At 36.8% G+C, this 4067-nt stretch carries 6 protein-coding genes; 4 read left to right on the forward strand and 2 right to left on the reverse strand.

All coding sequences use genetic code 11. The features are described 5' to 3' along the window. Together ACED53_RS22925 and ACED53_RS22930 are read left to right on the forward strand one after the other, a co-directional pair. A partial coding sequence (locus ACED53_RS22925; protein ID WP_371715317.1) for a hypothetical protein occupies positions 1–197 on the forward strand: 197 nt, incomplete at its 5' end. Between the two features lie 9 nt (positions 198–206). Further along, positions 207–2060, forward strand: coding sequence for an acyltransferase family protein (locus tag ACED53_RS22930; protein WP_102579864.1), 1854 nt, complete (start codon positions 207–209; stop codon positions 2058–2060). Between the two features lie 116 nt (positions 2061–2176). Here the strand turns inward: ACED53_RS22930 and ACED53_RS22935 are convergent, their stop codons facing one another. Together ACED53_RS22935 and ACED53_RS22940 are read right to left on the reverse strand one after the other, a co-directional pair. Beyond that, positions 2177–2461: a type II toxin-antitoxin system RelE/ParE family toxin gene (locus ACED53_RS22935; protein ID WP_102579863.1), complete on the reverse strand. Its 285-nt coding sequence runs from the start codon at positions 2459–2461 to the stop codon at positions 2177–2179. Next, complete coding sequence (locus ACED53_RS22940; RefSeq protein ID WP_102457629.1) at positions 2451–2690, reverse strand: CopG family ribbon-helix-helix protein; 240 nt, start codon at positions 2688–2690, stop codon at positions 2451–2453. Before ACED53_RS22940 ends, ACED53_RS22935 begins: the two co-directional genes overlap by 11 nt. 149 nt (positions 2691–2839) lie before the next feature. Between ACED53_RS22940 and ACED53_RS22945 the strand changes: the two genes are divergently transcribed. Together ACED53_RS22945 and ACED53_RS22950 are read left to right on the forward strand one after the other, a co-directional pair. Next, on the forward strand, positions 2840–3055 hold the full coding sequence (locus tag ACED53_RS22945) for a hypothetical protein (protein ID WP_102579866.1): 216 nt from the start codon (positions 2840–2842) through the stop codon (positions 3053–3055). A 271-nt stretch (positions 3056–3326) separates the two neighbouring features. Then, positions 3327–3806 (forward strand): hypothetical protein, encoded by a 480-nt coding sequence (locus ACED53_RS22950; RefSeq protein WP_133153724.1) that lies wholly within the window; start codon positions 3327–3329, stop codon positions 3804–3806. The last annotated feature ends 261 nt before the right edge of the window (positions 3807–4067 follow it).

Here is a 4067-nt window from a genome sequence, read left to right on the forward strand (position 1 = left end):
AAGGTGACATTTCTATTTGGGAGAAAAGAGGACATTTTAAAATGGGATTGACAAAAAATGTTTCGGACAATTGTGACATTTCTATCTGGGAGAGTTATGTGACATTACTAACTTGCACTAACATCATTTACCACTCTACCCTTTATTTCTTGCCTTGCCTTGCCTTGCCTTTACAATACCCGCAGTTTTTATTTTGAGTGATTGTGATGAATTTTAGGTATGACATTAATGGATTAAGAGCAATTGCAGTGATCGCAGTGGTTCTTTTCCATTTTAACCCTGCTTGGGTTCCTGGTGGCTTCGCAGGTGTAGATGTATTCTTTGTTATCTCCGGTTTCTTGATGACTGGAATAATTTTCAGAGGGTTTGAGAATAACAACTTCAATCTCTTTAATTTTTATGTGGCTCGTGCAAACCGAATTATCCCTGCTCTTGCGGTTTTATGCTTGGTTGTTACTGTATTTTCTTACTTTTATATCAATGTTTTAGATCAAGTAAAGATACATAGACATGTGAATGGGAGTTTGTGGTTTTTCTCTAATTTTGTATATTGGAGGGAGTCTGGTTACTTTGATGTTGCATCACATGAGAAGTGGTTACTACATACATGGTCATTGTCGGTTGAGTGGCAGTTTTACATTATCTATCCAATCGTTTTAGTAGCACTCAAGAAACTCTTATCTTTAGAAAACTTAAAACGATTAATCGTAATTGGAACGATTTTAGGTTTTGGTTTAAGTGTTGTTGCAACAATGAAGTGGCCAAATCCAGCTTACTATCTTCTTCCTACAAGGGCGTGGGAAATGATGATGGGTGGTGTGGCCTTTCTTTATCCTTGGCGTTTATCAGAAAGCACAAATAAACTAACAGAAGTTATAGGTTTAGCACTAATTTTCGCTTCATATGCTTTTGTATCTAGTGATGTACCATGGCCTGGTCACTTTGCTTTGCTTCCTGTTCTTGGAGCTTATCTAGTCATTGTTGCGAATCAACAATCTAGTCTAGTTACTAACAACAAAGCTTTTCAATACTTAGGTAAGTGCTCATATTCGATCTATCTATGGCATTGGCCTGTTGTTGTTTTTGGTGTCTATTTTTCAATAAGTAACTGGTTTTTGGTGGGAGTTCCTCTTTCTGTACTTTTTGGGTGGGGGAGTTATAGGTTTATTGAAAATTCAAAGAGTACAAACCTAGAAAGTTTGATGGGGATTTTAAATTTTAAGCCATTGATATATTTAATTGCTGTACTTTCTATTTCTTATATTGCGTCCTTAACAAACGGTATAAATAATCTTCCGGCTGACTATGAATTATCTAAGCAGGCCTTTAGAGATAAATATGAAGGGCATTTAGGGCTTTATGGGAAAGGTAGAGAGCCTGTGTTTTTAAACTCGGACTTATCTGACTTTGATGTGGTTCTTATAGGTGATAGTTATGCTCGACACTATTATTCCTACTTTAAAAATAGCGAAATGAAGGTCGCTAGTTTAGCCGTTGATGGTTGTTATTCTACGCGAGACTTTTTTAATAAAAGTGATGATTTATGTAAGTTTCGGTATCAAGATGAAATTAATTTTTTGAGAGAGCACAAAAATAAATCGGTCATAATCTCCAGAAGTTGGGGGGGAAGTGATGAAAGAGTAGTTGTTAGTAGAGAGTCTAATGATAAAGTTTTGATTGATGTTCAGACCATGTTGAAGCAATTAAACGACTTGATCAGGGTTGCTAGTGAATCAGGACATAAAGTCTATGTTGTAGGTAACAACCAAGGTGCTGACATCGCCCCATTTAAAACTGTAGCAGACTTACTTTTATCTGGAGAAAGTGTTACAGATTTGAAAGAACCACTAAAAGGTAATCCTATAGGACAAATTTTAAAAGATAATAAATCAAATCTAAATTATACATTCTTAGATGTAACTGAGTCTTTGTGTGAAAGTGGCAGCTGTTTTACTGTAAGTGATGGACAGGTGGTTTATACGGATAAAGGACATTTTTCTAAGTTCGGTGCTGATTTTGTTGGTCGAACGTTATTTGAGAATATTGGTAATAAAACATAACCCCCGTTGTGCGTAGGTGGTCGATTTACCATAACGACACTTAGTGCGAACCCTGATTTAGACACAAAAAAACCTCCAAAACGGAGGTTTTTTTCGTTATTGGAATCAAACTATTGCTACCAGAATTCAGGTTGAGACATGCGAGTAGGGAATACTCTTAAAATCTCAATACAGTTATTTTTGACTCGATAAGGTATGAGGTAGGGATACTTATTTAGGACAAGTTCTCTTGTTCCAAACACTCGGCCTGTTCGCCCCATAGCTGGATTTGTTTTTAGGAGGTTTGTTAAGTCATAGACCTCTTGAACAAACTCACGTGATGATCGTGGGTTGTGCTCGTGTAGATACTCCGCGGACTGTTCTAGGTTGACTAAGGCTTTTTTAAGCCACTTAATCTGCATTCACGCCCCACTTAGAGAATGCATCCTGCACTTCTTTTTTATTGGCAAACTGTCCCGAATCAGCTTCATTCAGAGCGTCTTTGATTTCATTAATCTGCCAAAGCTCACGAACTAGGTAATCTTGAATTGCTTGGTTGGTAATCCATGACTTTGTTCGCCCTGTGGACTCTGCAAGTAGTGTTAGTTTTTGTTCGATATCTTCTGGAATTCTGACTGACATAGATGGCATGGTAAGTCTCCTGTATTACGATGATTACATTGTAATACAAAGTAATCATTTACCATAATAGGAATAATGAACACCTTGAAATGTATATTTTAATCCATATATCTATGGTAGGTGTAATGTTGCACTGCATTCTATTTGTTGGCTTTATTATGAAAGATTCAGAACATGTAAATTTTTCAGAAGATTATGAGTTAAATCGTCATCTTGAGTTGGTAGAAAAATCTCAGTCGATTAATAACCGAGAGTATCTAAGAGAACATACCGGTCCAAGAGCTAAAAAAGAATTAGGAAAAACAGTCTTAACACATGCGGAATTTAAGCCATATGTTAAGCAAGACAAACCATACTTAGCCGATCCGGTTTAGTTGCCATTTTTTACATAAAGTGTGTGTCACGAACAATAAATAAAAGGTCGCCAGTGGCGGCCTTTAGTGTACTTTTGTAATGTCGTTGTGTATTATTATAGGGTAAAGAGTCGTGGTGTCGGATGTGCTCCTCGTAGAATGAACAAGTATCCTTTGAATGATTCGTGGTGGCTAGTATCCTCCTCGTAGAATGAACAAGTGCTTTTTGAATGAATCTTTACGTGAAAAGCCCACCATTAGGTGGGCTTTTTGTTTTTGGAGGGAGATAACATTGAAGTTTAATAGATTAAGTAGTCAGTTTGTTGATAAGACTAAGGGATTGCCTGAAGTCTTAATTGATAAAGGTCGAGGGTACTGTGTTGCTGAAATTGAATATAAAGGCCTCTATTTCGCTGTGCCTCTTAGAACTAAATTAGATCACTTAAATGGTAAAGCGATCAAAATTGGTGGAGCCCCTACTGCATTTATTACAGATACCGTTACTGAGGCGAAGAGGGGGCTGTGTTATCGAGGTTTGGACTATCAAAAAGCTTTGCTCTTAGAAGATCAAAGTAAAGACTTATCTTCTAATTATCCATTGTCTGACAACTCCCAAAAAACCATACTTAACGACAATGAGTTTAAGATAGGTAAGGAATTTAAGAGATATGTTGACTCTTATGTTCGAGCCCAAAAAAGAAATCTACCTTTCAAATCAAACTTTTTTAAAAGTACGCTTTGTAATTATCATGATGAATTAGGTATTGATTAAGAGTTTATCTACTTAATTTGAATCTAGATAAGACATCAAAAAGCCTCCCTTTTGGGAGGGGAAAGCTATGACCGGTCAAAAGGATCATTGAGATCAATCGCTTTTGGGATTAATCTCTTTCCCTAGATGTGAAAAAACCACCCTGCAAGGTGGTTTATTTCGGAATACTTAAACGATTAGCCCCGTTAAGTCCTTTCATGATAGCTATATCACGCAAGCACTTCAAGTACTCCTGCACTCTGTTTGGATTCAAGATGTTTT

The organism is Vibrio sp. 1F169, from assembly GCF_041439605.1.
Lineage (GTDB): Bacteria > Pseudomonadota > Gammaproteobacteria > Enterobacterales > Vibrionaceae > Vibrio > Vibrio tasmaniensis_A.

Bases quoted from the DNA above. Each gene is read 5' to 3' on its own strand.
- ACED53_RS22945 (WP_102579866.1), top strand. From the start codon at position 2,840: ATGAAAGATTCAGAACATGTAAATTTTTCAGAAGATTATGAGTTAAAT.
- ACED53_RS22930 (WP_102579864.1), top strand. From the start codon at position 207: ATGAATTTTAGGTATGACATTAATGGATTAAGAGCAATTGCAGTGATC.
- ACED53_RS22935 (WP_102579863.1), bottom strand. From the start codon at position 2,461: ATGCAGATTAAGTGGCTTAAAAAAGCCTTAGTCAACCTAGAACAGTCC.
- ACED53_RS22940 (WP_102457629.1), bottom strand. From the start codon at position 2,690: ATGCCATCTATGTCAGTCAGAATTCCAGAAGATATCGAACAAAAACTA.